Source organism: Paenibacillus sp. WLX2291 (assembly GCF_046603665.1).
In the GTDB taxonomy this organism is placed as follows: domain Bacteria; phylum Bacillota; class Bacilli; order Paenibacillales; family Paenibacillaceae; genus Saccharibacillus.
Window position 1 is genome coordinate 2464396 of sequence record NZ_CP176755.1, and the last position, 17009, is coordinate 2481404.

The following is a 17009-nucleotide window of genomic DNA, read 5'->3' on the forward strand; positions in this document are numbered from 1 at the left end:
ACCGCTTGCATAGCTGCTTACAAAATGTTATCATAGTTACAAATAATAACTTAATTAACGAAAGGAACTTACCTTATGAGTACTTCCACCATTCATCCTGATCTTGAGATCGGACTTGTGAAAATTAAAGTGAGTCAATTGGAGCGTTCTGTTGCTTATTATTCTGACATCATTGGTTTGAAAGTATTAAATCAAACGGAAACCACTGCTGAAATGACGGCAGACGGACACAATCCGCTGCTTATTATAGAAGAAATTCCAAATGCGACGATCCCGCGCCGTCAATCCGTAGCTGGATTGTATCATTTTGCGATTCTGCTGCCTGATCGTACCAGCTTGGGATTAGCATTACGTAATATGGCAGAGCATCGTCAGCCGATTGGACAGGGTGACCACCTTGTAAGTGAAGCGTTATACCTATACGATCCTGATAATAACGGAATTGAAGTGTATGCCGACCGTCCACGTTCAACATGGCAAACAGATGAGCAAGGCTACTACGTCATGGGCACTGAGCCTGTCGATGTAGACGGATTGTTAGAGCTGGCAGAAGGGAAACCATGGACTGGATTGCCTGCCGGCACCAAAATTGGACATGTGCATTTCCATGTATCCAATCTGGAAGAGGTTCGCAAATTTTATGTAGATATCCTTGGTTTCGAAATTGTCCTGACAGATAATCGTTCAGTGCTGTTCATTGCTGCTGGCGGATATCATCATCATATGGGGTTGAATATTTGGGCAGGTGAAGGTGCTCCCAAAGCGCCTGCTCACTCTACAGGCATCGATTATTACACGCTGCAATTGCCTGATCGTGCTGCGTTACAAGAAGTTGCTGACCGCATTACCGCAGCGGGCTTGCCTTTTGAACAAGGAACAGATGAATTATGGATTACTGATCCGTCCAATATTCGCGTTCGTCTGTATGTACCCGCAGTATAATCTAGTAGTAGCTCATTCATTTGAATATGTACAAAAAAGGTTAGCGCCGGCGTGTGTGGCGCTAACCTTTTTCTTGTGTGCTGCTATCATATGCTGGTATAGTACGCTATGTTTGTACTCATTTCATAAGGAAGCTAGAAATCTAATCAAGCTTTTGCAGTAGTCATACTCATGTTAGTAAAAGTCAGAAGTGCCGTCCTGCTGAAAAGTCGGTGCCCAAGAATCGGTGCCATTTTCTGAATATTCGCCCAATGATAACAGGATTGCAAAAACAATAAATACAATGACAGCCGTATGCAGCAGAAACCCGACGATTGCACAGATTAGTCCGCTAATTGCCATGCCTCTGCCGCCTTCCATGCGGCGGGGAATTTCTTTGAGAGAAAGAATACCAAAGATTACACCTAGTATGCCAAGAATGATACCAATGCCCGGTAAGAAGAAGAGCGTTACAATAGACGAAATACCCAGCACGAGTGCAGCAATGGCTTTGCCATTATTCGGTCGTGGAGCATAGGGATGGTAAGGATCATACTGACCGTAAGGCGGCTGTGAACCATACGGTGGCGGAGATTGATAGGGCGGGCGGTTCGGATCCATAGTTGTTCCTCCTTTATCGATATGTATATGCCGTAAGCGTGTTTGCTGCTATTCAGCTATATACTATGTATTCAACCATCTTTTCTATCATAGCAACATTTTTCAGAAAAAGCATAACAATAAATACCTTTTATCTTGTAAAAGGTTTCAAAAAAATCTGCATGGTAGGCATGATCAGGCGTAATGGTCATGCATGTACATAAAAACAGGACTTTCCGCAAAAGGGAAAGTCCTGTTGACAGCAGAGCGGTGCAAAGCGCGTCTGCCGGTGTAATCATTACATAGTGCTGGATACGGAACTTGGCAATGGACGAGTCATGTTCAGATAGGAAGCAGTCAATTCTTCGAACCATTGTTTGTCTTTGACAACCAGTGCCAGATCGATCATTGCTTTTAATTGCTCAGCTTCCAGCGCGACATGATCCTGGAACGAAATTTCAGCGGTGGCATAAACTTCACCATCGGTATTTTGTTTCATGAATACGCGGATCGTGCTGTCCATATACTCTTGACGCAGGAAGTAGATTACTTCGCTCATGAGGATTGGACGGGAGTGAGTTGGATAGACGCAGTCCATTACTTTTACCCAGTAATGTTTGTTGGACAATTCGACTTCGCCTTCGGCATTGATGAGGCGGCTATCCGCTTCGATATGATAATTCAGTTCCATCGATTGTACTGGGAAGTTACGGTTCAATTGTTTATGGAGGACAGCATAAATTTGCTTTTCGTTTAATTGGATCATGCTAATCATTCCTTTTCTATATTATCGGATTATTCATTATGATGCCTGACGATTCATCGTATGAGGCAGTGTCAGTCGCTGTCTGTCCATCAATCTCATTCAGCGTTTCAATTGTGAAGTGAATGTGTGTTTTACCTGTCGTTGAATAAATATATCGGTCAATAGTCACGGATATTGTATAGTGTTTATGTCGAAAAAGATAAAAAATTGCTGAAAATGTTAAATTTTATAGTACAAACCAATGGAGGAATCATCGTGCCCACTATTCCCGATCATCTGCAAAATCATCTTGATATCTTATTTGTCGGTTTTAATCCTAGTCTTCGTTCCGGGGAGGTAGGGCATCATTATGCGAATCCACGCAATCGGTTTTGGCAAATTCTATACCGTTCTGGTCTGACACCTCGTCTATACACGCCGGATGAAGATGGTGATCTGCTGAAACTGAGTTATGGGTTTACGAATATCGTGTCTCGTCCCACGCGTGGTGTAGAGGATATTAAACCGGAAGAGTATGCACAAGGGCGAGTGGAGCTAAGAGCCAAGCTAACGGAATATCGTCCGCAGATCGCTTGTTTTGTTGGGAAAGGGGTATACACGCAGTACAGTAAAAAAGCAAAAGCACCGTGGGGATTTCAGGATGAATCCATTACGGAAGGTGTACGTGAATTTGTTGCGCCTTCGTCGAGCGGGCTTGTACGTATGCCGCTGGACGATATCGTCGACATTTACCGTGAATTGAAAGAAGGATTGGATTTGTTAAGAGAGGGACAAGCATGAGAAGGTATCGTAAGTCTTGCTTGACGGCGGAGTTTACAGACATAAGATTCAAATTGACAATGGGATTATAATTTTCTGGTATAAGTTATGTATCGGTTTGCATGCAAGCATTTTAAATTACAAATGAATTGACTTTTAAAATATTTTGCGTTTTAATTATATAGACCAATCGTTATAATTGGAGAGACGGAGAAAAAGGAGTGATTGGATTGGGCGAAAAGTCCAATGCAAAGAAGCAGATTGTTGATACAGCAGCGCGGTTGTTTTTCTCCCAAGGATATCATGCGACGGGACTCAGCCAGATTATTAAGGAGAGCGAAACGCCGAAAGGCTCGTTGTATCACTATTTTCCCAATGGCAAGGAACAACTGGCCCTCGTGTGTATACAGGAGGCCAATAAGCATGTTACGGACAAGTTCCGGCGCACCTTTGGCAAGTATGACAAAACGGGTGACGCCGTTTATAACTTTGTGCATGATATGGCGTTGGAGACGGAAGCGTCTGGATATACCGGCTTTATTCCGTTTAGCTTCTGGGCAGCAGTAGAGACATCCTGCATTAGCGATACGCTGCGTACCGCGTGCAAGCAAGTATTTGCTGACTGGCAGCAAATTATTGCGGAACGTCTGCTGTTGGAAGGAGCAAGTGAGGAGCAGGCTCAGGATGGTGGACTGCTCACGCTGTCGATGATGGAAGGGGCGCTGATTATCAGCCTTACCAACCAGAACAACAAGCCGCTACTAACGGCTGCCAAATATTTGTCCATGGTTATGAAAAGCTATGGAAATCAGCCGGGCGAACAACAGGATTGATAACATAATGCCCGGCGACAAACAAACTACACATAGACAGAAAAATAGTCAAGGAGGATGGGCTCGTGGATGCTTCCATGAAAAATGATCCTGCACAGGGTCAACAAGAAACAACGCAATATAAGGTATTACCGATTTTGTTCGCTATGCTACTCAGTGGATTCATCGGTCTGTTCGGTGAAACTGCGCTGAACGTAGCGATTACACCGCTGATGGGTGTACTGGGCGTAGGTGCTACAACAATCCAGTGGCTAACGACGGGCTATTTGCTCGTTATGGGTATTCTCGTGCCTGTATCAGGCTTGTTGCTGCAATGGTTCTCAACGAGACAGCTGTTTACAACTTCGCTTCTATTTTCCATTGCAGGGACGATTGTAGCGGCGATGGCACCAAGCTTTGAAATTTTGATGATTGCGCGCTTGTTGCAGGCAGTTGGTACAGCATTGCTGCTGCCGTTGATGTTTAATACGATTCTGGTTATTTTCCCAGTGGAGAAGCGTGGTTCGGCGATGGGATTGATCGGTCTCGTTATTATGTTTGCGCCAGCAAGTGGTCCGGCAATCTCCGGTTTGATTTTGGCGAATCTGACGTGGCACTGGATTTTCTGGATTTCGTTGCCTTTCTTCATTATCTCGTTGTTATTCGGTCTAAAATTCTTGCCTAACATCTCACGTTTGACTAAACCGAAGATTGATGCGCTATCGATTGTGTTATCGACGCTTGGTTTTGGCGGAATTGTGTATGGATTTAGTAGTGCTGGTGGACATGGCGATGCAGGCAGTGGTTGGAGCAATCCGATTGTTATTGCGACACTAGCAATCGGTATTATTGCGCTGGTATTGTTCAGTATCCGTCAATTGCGGATGGAGCAGCCGATGATGGATCTGCGTGCATTCAAGTATCCGATGTTTACGATTGGATTGATCCTTGTCTTTATTTGTATGATGATGATTCTGTCATCGATGCTGATATTGCCAATGTACTTGCAGCAAGGACTGGCGTTAACGGCGCTGGCAGCAGGTCTGATTCTGCTTCCAGGTAGTCTGCTTAACGGTTTCCTGTCGCCAGTTATGGGTCGTCTGTTTGATAAATTCGGGCCCAAATGGCTCGTTACGATTGGTATGGCGCTGGTAGCGATTGTGCTGTTTATTTATACAAGTATTGATGCGTCTACACCGGTTGGCTTGATCATTACGCTTCACGTCTTTATGATGGTTGGCATTTCGATGATTATGATGCCGGCGCAGACGAACGGTCTGAATCAGCTGCCAAGTCACTTTTACCCGCATGGTACAGCGATTATGAACACGTTGCAACAAGTAGCAGGTGCGATTGGTACGGCACTGGCAGTGAGTATTCTGAGCGCTGGTCAAGCCAGCTATCTCAGCGGTGTTGCTGATCCGTCCAGTCAGGCGAATCAGGCAATGGCATTTACGACAGGTATTCAGCACTCCTTTATCTTCGCACTGGTATTGGCAGTGATTGGATTGGTATGCTCGTTCTTCGTTAAGCGTGTCATTGTGAGCAAGCAGGCAGGCGCGCAAGGTCCAATGCATTAATGAAATTGCACATAACCCCGGTCTTCAAATGATGAAGATCGGGGTTATTTTGTATGAAGATTGCAGTTATGTTTTGATATCAGCTTTTGTCTTGAAGCATAATGGGGAGAGTCTGCATTGATGCTTGCATCTAACGGTGATGGATAACCATTTCGCTGCACTCTGAATTCTGCTATGCTGAATCCACTTTTCCATTACAGGAGGTCTTCTTATGATTACGATTGATCCGCAATCTATTACCAGTGTTCAGAATTACAAGCTTGTGACCGGTGCTGTTATTCCGCGCCCGATCGCTTGGGTTAGTACGTTATCGGAAACTGGCGTGTACAATATTGCGCCGTTCAGTTATTTTAATATCGTCGCTTCTGATCCACCGATTGTATCGGTATCGGTTGCAAGACGCGAAGGTCAAATGAAAGACACAGCGCGCAATGTCATTGACAACGAAGAACTGGTCATTCATATTGTGAATGAAGAATTGACTGAGCAAATGAATATGACGGGCTCGACGCTGCCGCCGGATCAGAGTGAATTGGAATTAACGAATCTCACCACCGTACCAAGTGACAAGGTTGCTGTACCGGGGATCGCCGAGGCGCTTGTACGATTTGAGTGCAAGCTGGAAAAGCATATTCCGATCAAAAACGATCAAGGCGAAATTGTGCAGGATCTGCTGCTGGCGCGCATCATATGGTATCATTTTGATGAAAAGGTAATTCAAGCCGACAAGTTTTATATTCATGCCGCCGAACTGAAGCCGGTAGCACGTATTGCCGGGAATGAATATGCTCGTTTGACCGAGCCGTTTGTGGTGGAGCGTCCGCTATAATCCGTCAGGCAACAGGGCTACTGGAACCGTTTTGGCAAAACAGACAGAGGGGGAGCATGTTTTGGCCAGAGCAATGGAAGGAAAAACAATTGTCATCGCCGGTTCGCGTAAGCTGGACGAGATGACATCGCTGATTGCGAGACAGGGCGCACAGGCCGTCGTCCGCTCGCTTCAGGGAATGACGATGTTTAAAGAAGAAGAAATGGAGCAGGAGCTGCGCGAGGTTATCGCTCAGCAGCCGGACTGGTTTGTATTTACAACAGGTATCGGTACTGCGGCACTGTTCGCAGCCGCTGATCGCCTCGGTATCGGGAAAGAGTTTCGTGAAACGGTACGGGGTGCGCGTATTGCGATTCGTGGCTACAAAACCTACAGTGCGCTCAAGTCTGAAGACCTTGCACCGGATGTGCGCGATTCCGACGGTACCGTCCGGGGACTAGAGGAACAACTGGAGGAAGTGGACCTACAAGGGGCACGTATCTGGGTACAGCTGCATGGTGAACCTGCGCCGACTCTTGTCTCTTTTCTAGAGCAAAAAGGGGCAGTCAGTGTGCATACACTGTTACCGTATCTGAGTGTTCCGCCTGAAACGGATACGTTGGAGCAATTGCAGCGAGAGATTGAACAGGAGACGGTGCATGCGATTTGCTTTACGACCGCGGTACAGGTACGACATCTGTTCGCTCATGCTAAGGAGCATAGTTACACAGAACAATTGCGTGAGAAGCTGCAAGGTCCGGTATTGGCAGTCTCTGTTGGTAAAGTGACTTCGGAAGCACTGCGCCAAGAACAAGTAACACGCATTGTTGCTCCAGAGAATGAACGGATGGGTGCAATGATTATCGAAATGACACGTTATTATGAGCAGCAGTCCTGATTTCCAGGGCTGCTGCTTGTTCATATTGTGCGAAATTGGGTTTTGCGGGTAAATGAAAGTATACTATACAGTAATGGAGCAATCTGCATTCGGTTCATACCAGAACGGATTGCAATCTGCCTTTCATCACAGTCAAATAGTAGCAGACATAATCACATGAGACGGGAGAGGATAGTATGAGTACACAATGGACAGCAAAGCAAATACCTGATCTTACAGATAAACAGGTGGTTATTACCGGTGGTAGCGGTGGGCTTGGACTGGAAACCGCAAAAGAACTTGCTGCACACGGAGCCAGCTTAGTGTTGGCTGTACGCAATCTTGAAAAAGGGCATCAAGCGGCAGCTGATCTGCTACGTCAATATCCACGCTCCAAAGTGGAAGTCATGCATCTTGACCTCGCTGATCTGCAAAGCGTGCATCAATTTAGCCAAACCTATATTCAGCGCCATACGTCACTCGACATCTTAATTAATAATGCAGGTGTTATGATTCCACCGCTGGGTCGAACCGTACAGGGCTTTGAGCTGCAATTTGGCAGTAACCATCTTGGTCACTTTGCATTGACTGGGGAACTTCTTCCTGTGCTGCTGGACACACCGGACTCGCGAGTCATCACTTTGAGTAGTATCGCTGCGCGCAGCGGATACATTTATTTCAATAATCTGAACGCCCAGATTGGCTACAGCGCGATGAAATTTTACGGTCAAAGTAAGCTGGCTAACCTGCTATTCGCGCGTGAACTGCAAAAACGTCTGCAAGCAACCGGCGCATCCACAATCAGCATCGCTGCTCATCCCGGTGTCGCCAACACCAACCTGATCTCCCGCGGCTCCGGTCAAAAAGCTGGCAAAGCTTCCAGCTTCATATGGAGCTTACTAAGCCAATCCGCCGAAATGGGCGCTCTACCAACACTATACGCAGCTACCAATCCATCTCTAAAAGGCGGCGAATACATCGGTCCCGACGGCAAAGGCAGCCGCAAAGGCTACCCACACATCGACCGCACCTTTGATCACAAATACAACGACAGCACCGCCGACAAACTCTGGAAACTCTCCGAAGACATGACCGGCGTCTACTACCAATTCCGCCAACCAGAAGCTATCGAAGAATAATTCCCAAGCCTACATTTCTACAAGCACCCCTATAAAATATTAACAATGGCTGTACGATCAATTGAATCGTACAGCCATAAACTTTGCATTCTCAACTCTAGAGGGGCGGGAATCTTCATTCTTTCTTACATTCAAAAGATTCCCGCGGCTCCACCGGAGTCCCGTTCCCTAATCCCTTTCCGCAGCAAAGTACCTCCAACACGCCCTGCACCCAACCCACCCAGCATGAAAACAAATGGACTTTTCATGAAAACCTATATTCTCATGTCAGCTTGTGTTAAAATAAAGTCATATTAAGCGAAGGAGAATCACTCACATGACCATACCCAAAACGTTAACGATAGCTGGCTCGGATACGAGCGGCGGTGCAGGCATACAGGCGGACCTGAAAACTTTTCAAGAGCTAGGCGTATACGGCATGACTGTGCTGACTACTATTGTGTCGATGGAGCCGAAGACATGGAACCATCAAGTATTCCCGGTAGAGCTGGGCGTAGTAGAAGCTCAATTGCGTACTGTAATGGAAGGCATCGGTTTTGATGCAGTGAAGACAGGTATGCTCGGTTCGGTTGAAATTATTGAACTGGTAGCCAACTACCTGAAGCGTTTCCCACTGAACCGTATCGTCATCGATCCGGTTATGGTATGTAAAGGTACGGATGAAGTGCTGCAACCAGAAAATACGGAAGCGATGCTGGAGCTGCTGATCCCGGGTGCAGATCTGGTAACGCCAAACCTATTTGAAGCATCTCAATTGGCGAAAACGCCATTGATCCGTACTGAGGATGAAATGAAGGAAGCAGCTGTGCGCATCTATGAGCGCGGTGCCAAGCATGTATTGATCAAAACGCGCGGCAAAGTCAAAGCAGGCAAAGCACTGGATTTGCTATACGATGGTAAAGAGTTTGACTGGTTTGAAGTGGATGCAATCGCAACCGAGTTTACACACGGTGCAGGCTGTACGACATCCGCTGCGGTAACAGCAGGGCTAGCCAAAGGCTTGACCGTCAAAGAATCATACAGTGAAGCCAAAAACTTCATTACGCAAGCTATCGCAAATGGCTTCCGTCTGAATGAATTTGTCGGACCTACACTGCATGCGGCACATCGTCTGCAATTGAGCTAAAGATACGAAGTATCGATATGGCAACTGCAATCCTTTGAATCCTCCGAAGCAGGCTATATAGGCTGCTTTACCAAGATCACTTTTCGTTGAACGATGTGTTTAACATTCGCAAGCACTGGAAATGGAGGAACTCCGATGAATCGCTTAAGTAAATGGGTGCTAGGGTCTGCGTTAGCGCTGATGATGATCATCGTCAGTGCATGTTCATCAGGCAATTCTGGTGAATCGGCACAGACACCACAGCAACCAACAACGAACAATGAATCTACCGGTACGACCGAGACCCCGGGAACGGATAATACGGGAACAGATGCAACTGGCGGTGGTGCAGGAGGTATGGACAATTCAACCGGCACCGACAATCAGGGATCGACTGAAGACAATACTGGCAGCAACGAATCTGGTACTGGCACAACGCCAGGAACGGGAAATAGCGGTTCCGGCAATACGAATGGCGGCTCCGAAGTCAATAACAACGCAGACCCGGAATTGACTCCACAAACGACAGAGCTGAAGATCAGCACAGTACAGCAGGGTCCTGGTCAAATGTTCCTGCGCGTGGAAAGCTTGCCGCAAGGGTACGGCGTTAGCCAGATGGAGTGGGAATCTAAAGGTTATACAGAATCAGCTACCTTTGATCAGGCAGTACAAAACGGAAAAAACGGCAAAGACGGTTTTTATGCAAGCAGTGACCAGCGTAATTTTGGTTTTATTTATAATCAGAGCCACAGTGGACAAACAGGCAAAATCACTCTGACGTTAAGCAATGCGTCAGGCGATGAATTAACCTGGTACGATGATGTGACCTTACAGTAAATAAAATGTCGAAACGCTCTTACCCGCACAAAAGCCTCTGCCGATAATAAAGGCAGGGGCTTTCCTACTGTATGGTAATATTTGTCGGAAATGATGATAAGAGCAAATCAATGATTGTAAACATTAAAATGTGGAAACAATGGAACATCGGTTGAAATTCTATACATGAACAAGGTATCATTTGCTGCGAAAAAAGGTAATGAATATCTATACCGCTTATTGAATATCGACACGTATCCATGATGAGAAAGGATATGAACAAAATGAGAGTACATCAATTTACGATTCAACACACCCTAGATCGCGCACATCTGCTGCGTATCGCCAATGAAGCATCAAGCTTCGCATCTGATATCCGTATCGCTTTTGGTCCAGAACAAAGTCGTCGTGAAGTAGACGTGAAAAGCCTGCTAGGTATGATGCTGACTATTATTCATTCTGGCACGGAGCTGCTGTTGAGCACGCGCGGCAAAGATGAGCTGGAAGCACTGGAGCGCATCCAACTGCTGTTTGAACAACCAGTTATCGCACCAAGCATGTAGTTACAAGTAAAGTCATAGAGATGATCCTTCATGTATAGCATGGAGATCATTGCATAACATGGAATACAACAGCCCCTTTCGGTCTTACCACACAGTGTTTGTGCGGTGAGAGAACGAAAGGGGCTTTTTGCTATTTTAGCGTTATGAATAGAATCAGCTATGATGATTACTATATTTTCGAGAGTTCATTATATGATACAGACGTGCGTATACATTGCTTGATAGTCATCGCATTATAGCATTTGTAGCCGATATTTTTTGGGCGTAAAGCCACTATGCTTTTTGAACGCTTTGGAAAATGAAAATACGTCTGGATAACCGATCGATTCGGCAATCTCGGATACGGGGTTGTTCGTATCAGTTAGCATGCGGCGTGCTTTTTCTAACTTGAGACTACGAATATATTCGGCGGGAGGGACTTTGTACTGCTGATGGAATTGTTTGCTGAAATGAGTGCGATGAATGCCGACGTGTTCAGCAACTTGATTCACGGTGATGCCCTGATGAAAGCGGGCATGAATATACTCAACCGCTTCTTCCATCCAGCTCTGTTCTTTCTTTTGCTCTGTATAATCGATTCGGCTACTTTCGTCGCTACACATCAGACTGAACAGGCGATAGATCATCTCCAAACGAGCAAGTTCGCAGCCGATCGTATCAACTTCCTGCTTTGTGTTTAATATAGTAGTGTAACAATGCAGCAGCTTCTCAAACAGCTTGTCGCTGACTTCACTGTAACCATCGTGCATACCGCTCTGACGAATCAATTCATCTGCCTGCGGACCGGTAAATCCAATGAAGAACGTTTCCAGCGGCTCATCGGTATTGTTAATATATTCAAGGGTGATGTGTGATGGCACACACCAGACGTTATTTTTGCCAAGTACATAATTTTGACCGTTTTTGATGATAATGCCATCCTGACGGGTGGCGACCCAGAAGGCAACATTGTTGCCGGAGAAAATGCGTCGGTTGTCGGGATTCAGCAGATAACGGCCTGCCTGCGTAATCCATAGACCACCATTCTGGGTGAAGGCGGAAGGTGTCACAACGAAACGCTCTGCGCGTTCACGTTCTGTGACGATAGTTACGTCTCTGGTCATGCTTGAGAAATCATCCTTTCGTATTTGAGGGTACAGTTCCATTATACAACACATTTTGACAAATAAAAAAGAACACATATTGACATTGTTTGACAAAGTTAAAATTTGCTATGATTTAAATCACGGTATTCCCACTATAATAATAGGGATATGTTCGTGGTTACAGTCACTTGGCGGGTCTGCATTGTATCGCGGTAGAGCGGTGCAGTTATGAGTATGAATGTAGATAGCTAAGACATTCGTATCATGATAAGGAAACTGTCAGGCAATATAGCATGCCAACATATAATGGAGGATCGATCATGAGAACAATGACAACCAAATGGGCATTTCTGCTAACGGCGGTACTGCTGTTATCTGGCGTACTCGCAGCGTGCGGCGGAGGCTCCGATAACGCAGCAGACGGCAAAGTTACGATCAGCTTCCTTCACTGGCGTGGAGAAGATACACAGGCATTCCAGAACATTATCGATCAATTTGAAGCAAAGAATCCGAATATCGTCGTTGATATGCAAACGCTGACGTCGGATCAGTATCAGACAACGGCACAGGCGAAGTTAACCGATGGCTCGGTCGGTGATGTATTTGCATCATTCCCGGGTTCCCAATTCGCAGCATTGTCCAAAGCAGGTCTGTTTACCGATCTGAGCAGCGAATCGTTTGTCAAAAACTACAACGAAAGTCTGATCGATGCAGGAAAGCAGGATGGCAAGCAGCTCGCTCTGCCATACCAGCTCGTATACAATCAGCCGATTTATAACAAAGCGATCTTTGAAAAATACAATCTGACACCGCCGAAGGATTGGGATGGCTTCCTGAAGCTATGCCAGACGCTGAAGGATAACGGGATTATCCCGATTGCTTTTGCAGGTGGCGATATCGGTCCGGGTCAGTTCATGAACACGATGGTGATGAACAATGAGCCAAGCGAAGATATTTTCACCAAAGTCGAAGCGGGACAGGCGAAGCTAACTGACGAATTCTGGGTGAAAACTTTGACACAGTTCAAAGAATTGAATGACAAAGGCTTCTTCCAATCCAACTCGCTCGGTACGAAAGATGCAGCAGCTGGTGCGCTGTTCATTCAGGGCAAAGCAGCAATGCTGGCAAGCGGTTCGTATCAGCTGGCACAAAATGCAAAACAAAATCCAGAGCTGCAACAGGGCTTGTTAGCACCGATCACGGTTTCCGCTGATCAGGCAAAATATGAGGGTGTGCATACAAGTACATTTATGTTAGGCGTAAATAGCCGCTCCAAGCATCCAGAGGAAGCGAAGAAATTCCTCGAATTCCTGAGTCAGCCGGATATTGCAGCACAATATGCGAATGCTACCGGTCAGAATGTAACATTGAACGATGTGACGTATGACAGCCCGGAATTGAAAATTGTTCAGGAGTGGGCAGATAAGAAGACGCTGTTCCAACCGCGCTTCACCATTCTAAATGCGGAAAATCAAAAAGCTGTAACCAACTCGATCCAAGCGGTACTCGGCGGTGCAACTCCAGAGCAAGCGGCTCAGGACGCACAGGCGATTGTGGATCAGCAGGTAGGTAAATAATTGAGCATTGCAGTACAAGGCAAATCCGGGACGGGCAATGATGCCGCCCGGAATTTTTGCCGCCAAGATGAAGTAAAGGGATACGGTAACGCTTATGATTAATCGTAAAATACTGTGGCTGTTCATGCTGCCAGGAATCGTACTGTACACAGGACTATTCGTATACCCGGCTTTATCGGGACTGTTTTATTCGTTTACGAACTGGGACGGGGTGTCCTCGGCGTATGATTTTGTCGGTATTTCCAATTACAAAGACAGCTTTGAGAGCATTACGTTCCGCAAAGCATTTGTAAACAATATTAAATTTATGGTCGTCGTCGTTGTGATCCAGACGGTCGTATCGCTTGTGCTGGCGCTGATTCTGGCACGTAATTCCAAGACACATGTCGTGTTCCGGGCGCTGTACTTTTTCCCGGCGATTCTGTCGTCAGTATCGGTCGGTCTGATCTGGTCATTTATCTATGATCCTTCGATTGGACTGCTGAATACTGCACTGCAAAATGTCGGATTGGAGCAACTCGGCAAAAGCTGGATTGGTGACGCCAAGATTGCGCTCTACTCAATCGCCTTTGTACAAATCTGGGCGCATGCCGGTCAGATGATGATTATCTTCATCGCTGGTTTGCAGGCGATTCCCGGTGAACTGGTGGAAGCGGCGCGGATTGATGGTGCCACGCGTTTGCAAGTATTCCGCAAAATCACTTGGCCATTGCTCGCACCATCCGCAGCAATCGTAATCTCGTATACGACCATTCAGTCGTTCAAAGCATTCGATCTGATCTTCGTCATGACGGATGGCGGACCAAACTACTCGACTGAAATCTTAACTACGTACATTTATCATCTGGCATTCTCGAATTATTCATTTGGACTGGCATCTGCTGGCTCAATGATCTTCCTGATTCTGCTCGGTATTCTGACCTTCTTCCAATTCCGGGCATTGCGCCGCGAAGGTGCGCATGGATAACATCTGTATGGTAATCAGTATGACCAATTTGATTAAACAAGCGGGGTGAATGACTGCGATGAAATGGGTCGGACGCATCATTATGATTTTGTACGGGCTGCTAGTTGCAGCACCGCTCTACTTTGTTATTGTTTCTTCGTTTAAAACAAGTCAAGGATTTTACGCCAATCCACTCGGTTGGCCAGATCCATGGAGCTTTCAGAACTTTATCAATATTTTTGAAGCACAGCCGATGCTACAATATTTCTGGAATAGTGCGCGTGTAACACTATTTACAGTAATACTGGTGCTGTTCTTAGGTAGTCTGATCTCGTATGGGATTGTACGGCTTGGTGGGCGACTGGGCAAATTCGCGTTTGCCTATTTTGTAGCTGGATTGATTATTCCGTCGCAGGTCATTATGCTGCCGCTCTATTCACTGGTGCGCAAGCTGGACTGGTCGGATAGCCTGACTGCGCTAATCTTCGTGACAGCAGCGGGGCTATTGCCTTTGACGGTGTTTACGTTGACTGGCTTTATGGAGATGATCAGTAAGGAAATGATGGAAGCAGGTAGTATGGATGGCGCAGGGGAATGGAAAATCTACTGGCGCCTCGTATTGCCATTGTCCGGTCCGTCGTTGTCGGCGACAGCGGCATTCTTGTTCGTCATGGTGTGGAATGATCTGTTAATTCCGCTGCTTCTATTGAACAGTACTGATAAGCTGACTTTGCCGCTAGCGCTGATGCAATTCCGCGGCGAGTATGTCACCGACTATACGATGCTGCTGACCGGAGTTATTATTACGGCATTGCCAATGGTGATTCTGTTCATGTTCCTGCAACGCTTCTTCGTAACCGGTTTGACGGCGGGTTCAGTGAAGGGTTGAGTAGGAAAGGATCTATGGAGGATGCCTAATAAGAATGGATTGAGGATTTAGATGATATGCGTTGAATGATAGATTGTGGAGTAGAAGAAACGACCTGCGGAAGTATACTTTTGCAGGTCATTTTTTATAAAATAATACGTGGAGGATGGATGATGACAGATATGAAATCGAATCATTTGGAACAAGAGGTGTTCACGATTGATTGTGGTGAGATTATGTTGCGTGAATTTGTTAGTGCCGATCTGGATGAGTTTCATCGTCTGACCTGGCAACCGGACATTTATACTTACTTGCCGGGGTGGAATGTATCAAGAGAGCAGCGAGAAGAATGGTTTATCCATTATGAACTTCCTGAAAATCGGCAATTTTTAGAAGCAGTAGCAAATAACAACGATATAGGTGATCTTCGTTTGCGCTTGGCTATTATTCTCAAACAAACAGGAGCACTTATCGGCTGGTGTTGCTCGGGAATCAAGGAAGAATTGCCGGAGCCGAATCGGGAGATTATGTATGCCGTTTCCAAAGATTATCGAAGCAAAGGATATGCTACAACAGCATCGCAGGGGATGATTCGGTATTTATTTGACCATACCAGCATACATACACTCAGCGCTATTGCTCTGGTGGAAAATCATCCATCCAATCAAGTCATAACCAAGTGCGGATTTCAATTTCAATCTATCGTGGAGATAGATGGGGAGCAGTGCCGTTACTACAAGCTGGATCGAGCACAATGGATACGTAATGAGAAAGAACAGTAGTATAAGATAGGCAGCAGCGTAAAATGTAGAGTAGAAATGTAAAGTAGAAAAGTATACATCTAACGTTCTTGGTTTCATCGTCTGACATTCTTAGCTGCATGTAGTACGATGGATGAGATGTAAAATGGATTATTTAGATATAGATGAAGAAAACGGAGAACACATATCATCTGTGTTCTCCGTTTTTAATTAGGAAATTAGCATGTTCAAGTGCTATCATAATACGGCAACCTGCACTTGGGCAGTTTGATCATTCACCATGCTGACTTATCGGGATGACGAATTATTTCACCATACCCTGACGGATTGCCACAACGGCTGCTTGCGTGCGGTCTTTGACACCGAGCTTCTGGATCAGATTGTGCACGTGGGTTTTGACGGTGCTTTCGGATACATACAGTTCATCAGCAATCTCAAAATTTCGTTTCCCATAAGCGATCGCTTGCAATACTTCCAGTTCGCGCTCGGTCAACGGTTCGATCAGCTCCAGTTGCGAACCTTGTGGTGCACGGAACGTGCTCGTATTATCGCCCTGCAATGGCAGAGGACGACCGACCAGTTCGATTAGCGCGCTACCTGCATTGGTTGTATTGTACACGGCACCGCCTGCGCAGACGGAGCGAATACCCTGAATCATCTCGCTCATATCGATATCTTTGAGCAAATACCCGGACGCACCGGCGCGGATACCTTCGATCACGTATTCTTGTACATCAAAGGTTGTCAGCAGCACGATCTTGGTATGGGGCAAGCGTTCCAGAATAGTACGTGTTGCTTCGATTCCGGTTTGACCCGGCATCTGGATATCCATCAGCATCAGATCGGGTTGGTATTGCTCTGCCAGCTGTACTGCCTGATTGCCATCGGAAGCTTCAGCTACTACTTGAATATCAGGTTGAAGATCGAGAATATAGCGGATGCCCTGCCGGATCAGCGCCTGATCGTCGGCAAGAATAATACGAATCACAGAATCGGTTTCGTTCATGAATGAACTCCTTTAGCGAG

Annotated in this window: 18 protein-coding genes; 14 read left to right on the forward strand and 4 right to left on the reverse strand. The window is 46.1% G+C overall.

The genetic code is table 11. From position 1 onward, the window contains the following. The first annotated feature begins 75 nt into the window (after positions 1-75). Entirely contained in the window at positions 76-942 is an 867-nt protein-coding gene (locus tag ACDE64_RS10625) for a VOC family protein (protein WP_411349974.1), read from the forward strand. A 174-nt stretch (positions 943-1116) separates the two neighbouring features. Here the strand turns inward: ACDE64_RS10625 and ACDE64_RS10630 are convergent, their stop codons facing one another. Together ACDE64_RS10630 and ACDE64_RS10635 are read right to left on the reverse strand one after the other, a co-directional pair. Next, positions 1117-1542, reverse strand: a complete 426-nt coding sequence (locus tag ACDE64_RS10630; protein WP_411346429.1) for a DUF4190 domain-containing protein — start codon at positions 1540-1542, stop codon at positions 1117-1119. 277 nt (positions 1543-1819) lie between these two features. Further along, complete coding sequence (locus ACDE64_RS10635) at positions 1820-2287, reverse strand: IDEAL domain-containing protein (RefSeq protein WP_411346430.1); 468 nt, start codon at positions 2285-2287, stop codon at positions 1820-1822. A gap of 255 nt (positions 2288-2542) precedes the next feature. On the opposite strand from ACDE64_RS10635, the gene ACDE64_RS10640 reads away from it, so the two are divergent. The 9 genes from ACDE64_RS10640 (at position 2543) to ACDE64_RS10680 (ending at position 10746) form a co-directional block, all read left to right on the forward strand. Then, positions 2543-3067, forward strand: a complete 525-nt coding sequence (locus ACDE64_RS10640) for a mismatch-specific DNA-glycosylase (protein ID WP_411349975.1) — start codon at positions 2543-2545, stop codon at positions 3065-3067. A gap of 209 nt (positions 3068-3276) precedes the next feature. Then, a complete protein-coding gene (locus ACDE64_RS10645; RefSeq protein WP_411349976.1) occupies positions 3277-3879 on the forward strand; it encodes a TetR/AcrR family transcriptional regulator in 603 nt (200 codons plus the stop codon). Positions 3880-3956: 77 nt separating this feature from the next. Then, positions 3957-5438, forward strand: a complete 1482-nt coding sequence (locus tag ACDE64_RS10650) for a DHA2 family efflux MFS transporter permease subunit (RefSeq protein ID WP_411350269.1) — start codon at positions 3957-3959, stop codon at positions 5436-5438. Between the two features lie 211 nt (positions 5439-5649). Further along, positions 5650-6267, forward strand: a complete 618-nt coding sequence (locus ACDE64_RS10655; RefSeq protein WP_411346433.1) for a flavin reductase family protein — start codon at positions 5650-5652, stop codon at positions 6265-6267. 61 nt (positions 6268-6328) lie between these two features. Further along, complete coding sequence (locus ACDE64_RS10660; protein WP_411349977.1) at positions 6329-7144, forward strand: uroporphyrinogen-III synthase; 816 nt, start codon at positions 6329-6331, stop codon at positions 7142-7144. Between the two features lie 176 nt (positions 7145-7320). Beyond that, positions 7321-8262, forward strand: coding sequence for an oxidoreductase (locus tag ACDE64_RS10665; protein ID WP_411349978.1), 942 nt, complete (start codon positions 7321-7323; stop codon positions 8260-8262). 316 nt (positions 8263-8578) lie between these two features. Beyond that, a complete protein-coding gene (gene thiD, locus ACDE64_RS10670; protein WP_411346436.1) occupies positions 8579-9388 on the forward strand; it encodes a bifunctional hydroxymethylpyrimidine kinase/phosphomethylpyrimidine kinase in 810 nt (269 codons plus the stop codon). 135 nt (positions 9389-9523) lie between these two features. Next, positions 9524-10204, forward strand: coding sequence for a hypothetical protein (locus ACDE64_RS10675; RefSeq protein WP_411349979.1), 681 nt, complete (start codon positions 9524-9526; stop codon positions 10202-10204). Between the two features lie 263 nt (positions 10205-10467). Next, the gene (locus ACDE64_RS10680; RefSeq protein WP_411346438.1) at positions 10468-10746 is read left to right on the forward strand and encodes an HPr family phosphocarrier protein; all 279 of its coding nucleotides are present in this window, start codon (positions 10468-10470) and stop codon (positions 10744-10746) included. 233 nt (positions 10747-10979) lie between these two features. Here ACDE64_RS10680 and ACDE64_RS10685 read toward each other — a convergent pair whose 3' ends face one another. Further along, positions 10980-11849, reverse strand: coding sequence for a helix-turn-helix transcriptional regulator (locus ACDE64_RS10685; RefSeq protein WP_411346439.1), 870 nt, complete (start codon positions 11847-11849; stop codon positions 10980-10982). Between the two features lie 302 nt (positions 11850-12151). Here ACDE64_RS10685 and ACDE64_RS10690 point away from each other — a divergent pair, with 302 nt between their 5' ends. The 4 genes from ACDE64_RS10690 (at position 12152) to ACDE64_RS10705 (ending at position 16004) form a co-directional block, all read left to right on the forward strand. Next, positions 12152-13408 carry an ABC transporter substrate-binding protein gene (locus ACDE64_RS10690; protein ID WP_411349980.1) on the forward strand — a complete coding sequence of 419 codons (1257 nt, stop codon included), beginning with the start codon at positions 12152-12154 and terminating at the stop codon, positions 13406-13408. A 94-nt stretch (positions 13409-13502) separates the two neighbouring features. Next, positions 13503-14375 (forward strand): carbohydrate ABC transporter permease, encoded by an 873-nt coding sequence (locus ACDE64_RS10695; RefSeq protein ID WP_411349981.1) that lies wholly within the window; start codon positions 13503-13505, stop codon positions 14373-14375. A 58-nt stretch (positions 14376-14433) separates the two neighbouring features. After that, positions 14434-15243 carry a carbohydrate ABC transporter permease gene (locus ACDE64_RS10700; protein WP_411349982.1) on the forward strand — a complete coding sequence of 270 codons (810 nt, stop codon included), beginning with the start codon at positions 14434-14436 and terminating at the stop codon, positions 15241-15243. A gap of 149 nt (positions 15244-15392) precedes the next feature. Then, positions 15393-16004, forward strand: coding sequence for a GNAT family N-acetyltransferase (locus ACDE64_RS10705; RefSeq protein WP_411349983.1), 612 nt, complete (start codon positions 15393-15395; stop codon positions 16002-16004). 283 nt (positions 16005-16287) lie between these two features. On the opposite strand, the gene ACDE64_RS10710 is transcribed toward ACDE64_RS10705, so the two are convergent. After that, positions 16288-16989, reverse strand: coding sequence for a response regulator (locus tag ACDE64_RS10710; RefSeq protein ID WP_411349984.1), 702 nt, complete (start codon positions 16987-16989; stop codon positions 16288-16290). Between the last annotated feature and the right edge of the window lie 20 nt (positions 16990-17009).

Excerpts from the sequence above, each read along its gene's own strand:
- ACDE64_RS10625 (WP_411349974.1), top strand. The coding sequence starts at position 76 with ATGAGTACTTCCACCATTCATCCTGATCTTGAGATCGGACTTGTGAAA.
- ACDE64_RS10630 (WP_411346429.1), bottom strand. The coding sequence starts at position 1,542 with ATGGATCCGAACCGCCCGCCCTATCAATCTCCGCCACCGTATGGTTCA.
- ACDE64_RS10635 (WP_411346430.1), bottom strand. The coding sequence starts at position 2,287 with ATGATCCAATTAAACGAAAAGCAAATTTATGCTGTCCTCCATAAACAA.
- ACDE64_RS10650 (WP_411350269.1), top strand. The coding sequence starts at position 3,957 with ATGAAAAATGATCCTGCACAGGGTCAACAAGAAACAACGCAATATAAG.
- ACDE64_RS10655 (WP_411346433.1), top strand. The coding sequence starts at position 5,650 with ATGATTACGATTGATCCGCAATCTATTACCAGTGTTCAGAATTACAAG.
- ACDE64_RS10665 (WP_411349978.1), top strand. The coding sequence starts at position 7,321 with ATGAGTACACAATGGACAGCAAAGCAAATACCTGATCTTACAGATAAA.
- thiD (WP_411346436.1), top strand. The coding sequence starts at position 8,579 with ATGACCATACCCAAAACGTTAACGATAGCTGGCTCGGATACGAGCGGC.
- ACDE64_RS10675 (WP_411349979.1), top strand. The coding sequence starts at position 9,524 with ATGAATCGCTTAAGTAAATGGGTGCTAGGGTCTGCGTTAGCGCTGATG.
- ACDE64_RS10680 (WP_411346438.1), top strand. The coding sequence starts at position 10,468 with ATGAGAGTACATCAATTTACGATTCAACACACCCTAGATCGCGCACAT.
- ACDE64_RS10685 (WP_411346439.1), bottom strand. The coding sequence starts at position 11,849 with ATGACCAGAGACGTAACTATCGTCACAGAACGTGAACGCGCAGAGCGT.
- ACDE64_RS10690 (WP_411349980.1), top strand. The coding sequence starts at position 12,152 with ATGAGAACAATGACAACCAAATGGGCATTTCTGCTAACGGCGGTACTG.
- ACDE64_RS10695 (WP_411349981.1), top strand. The coding sequence starts at position 13,503 with ATGATTAATCGTAAAATACTGTGGCTGTTCATGCTGCCAGGAATCGTA.
- ACDE64_RS10700 (WP_411349982.1), top strand. The coding sequence starts at position 14,434 with ATGAAATGGGTCGGACGCATCATTATGATTTTGTACGGGCTGCTAGTT.
- ACDE64_RS10705 (WP_411349983.1), top strand. The coding sequence starts at position 15,393 with ATGATGACAGATATGAAATCGAATCATTTGGAACAAGAGGTGTTCACG.
- ACDE64_RS10710 (WP_411349984.1), bottom strand. The coding sequence starts at position 16,989 with ATGAACGAAACCGATTCTGTGATTCGTATTATTCTTGCCGACGATCAG.